The sequence below is a fragment of the Streptosporangium sp. NPDC003464 genome, from assembly GCF_053588315.1.
In genome coordinates, this window is sequence record NZ_JBSFPS010000551.1 from 1 (window position 1) to 1,545 (window position 1,545).

Genomic DNA, 1,545 nt, shown 5'->3' on the forward strand with positions numbered 1-1,545 from the left:
GGCAGTGACCGCGCTGGCCGCCGTCCGGGCGCTGTTCGCCGCGCGTATGGCCGTGCTCGGGCCGGCGCATCTGCGTGCGCAGCGGAAGCGGACCGCTGCGGCGTGCCGGGCGTGGGTGGAGTACCGCACCTCCTGATCCCAGACACGCAGAAACGGCCCCGCCCTCCGGGGAGGACGGGGCCGTTCTGTCGCAGGCTAACCCTCTCGGGCTGCCCTCACGGTACGCCTGCGGGCGATGATCTGGCTACAGCGGACTAGCGTCGCCAGTGGCCGCCGCTGCACGTGTAGGTCCGCCCGTTGGTACCGATCCCGACCGCGCCAGGATCACCACAGAACGCGCCCGGGTGCACGCCAGAGATCGGCTGCTCAACCTCAGGTTCCGGCTCTGGTTTCGGCTGAGGCTTGGGCTTCCGCTTGCCTTTATCCGGATCCTGATCGTCGATATCGCTGGCCCGCTTCACGCCGTCGCCGTCAGCGTCGTTGTCGACCTTGTCTTCGATGCCGTCCTCATCGAGGTCGTCCACCAGCTTCATTGAAGGCGAGGGGTCTGGCGATGACACTGCTGGCGGGGGTGGGACTACGGTGTCGGTGTCGTCGCCGCTGAACAGGGCGTTGCAGCCCGCGACGACCAGGGCCAGCGCCACCAGTAGCAAACAGCCACACCCTGTGGACTCGTTGGTCTTCTTGCGGCTAGGCATAAGCATCACCGGAGGGGATTGTCACAGTTACTCACTGTGGCGGCGGTGCTTGCGGGGGCGCAACCGGAATGCGAAAGAGCGCCGCCCACCCGAAGGTGGACGGCGCTCTCTGCTGTCTGGGTGGGGCCCCGAACGAAGTTTGTCCGCAACACCCGGGACCCCACAACTTCAGGCTACCGCTGCGACATCGGCAGGTCGGGGCGCGACGTGTGCCGAGCCTGGTAGCCCACGATCGCGGCGATCGCCGTCGGAAGCAACGGCGCGATCAGCGCCTGTACCCACCCGGGCAGGAAGTCGATCAGCGACAGATCGCCCTTGATCAGCTCCAGAATGAGCAGCAGCGCCGAGCAGGCGAGGTAGATGCCCACTGTCATGGCCTTCACCTTGGCCTCGACCGGCTTGCTCGTCGTGATGGGATCTCCGTGCATGCGCCCCTCCTCAGGGACAGGCCCGCCAGAGACGGCGGGACGATTCATCTGTGGCGCCATCAGATGCAGCACCACGGCCTGGTCGATCACGGCGCGGGATCAGCTGGCGGCCGCCAGGACCACGTCGACTCCCACGTCGCCTCATCCACGGACCCGGTGACAGGCAGACCGACAGCGCGCTGCCAGCTGCGGCACACCGACCGGGACTGCTCGCCGTACCAGCCGTCCACGTCGATGCGCCAGCCGCGCCGAGCGAGCCGGGCCTGCCACGCGCGCACGTCCTCGCCGTGCATCATCGGATCCGCCAGCTCGAGCACGCGGCCCGGCCACAGGGCGACCCCGTCTTTGACGACGACCTCGATCGGTTTCTCCACAGGCTCCGGCCGGTGCGCGCCCGCCTTCACCCACCGGTACAGCCG

Annotated in this window: 3 protein-coding genes; all 3 read right to left on the reverse strand. The window is 68.2% G+C overall.

Annotation, left to right across the window (positions count from 1 at the left end; genetic code table 11):
• Positions 1-254: 254 nt before the first annotated feature.
• Positions 255-698 carry a hypothetical protein gene (locus tag ACWDS7_RS48440; protein ID WP_451934822.1) on the reverse strand — a complete coding sequence of 148 codons (444 nt, stop codon included), beginning with the start codon at positions 696-698 and terminating at the stop codon, positions 255-257.
• A 173-nt stretch (positions 699-871) separates the two neighbouring features.
• Positions 872-1,126: a hypothetical protein gene (locus ACWDS7_RS48445; protein ID WP_451934823.1), complete on the reverse strand. Its 255-nt coding sequence runs from the start codon at positions 1,124-1,126 to the stop codon at positions 872-874.
• 86 nt (positions 1,127-1,212) lie between these two features.
• The coding region (locus tag ACWDS7_RS48450) for a peptidoglycan-binding domain-containing protein (protein ID WP_451934824.1) at positions 1,213-1,545 on the reverse strand (333 nt) is incomplete at its 5' end.

Bases quoted from the DNA above. Each gene is read 5' to 3' on its own strand.
- ACWDS7_RS48445 (WP_451934823.1), bottom strand. From the start codon at position 1,126: ATGCACGGAGATCCCATCACGACGAGCAAGCCGGTCGAGGCCAAGGTG.
- ACWDS7_RS48440 (WP_451934822.1), bottom strand. From the start codon at position 698: ATGCCTAGCCGCAAGAAGACCAACGAGTCCACAGGGTGTGGCTGTTTG.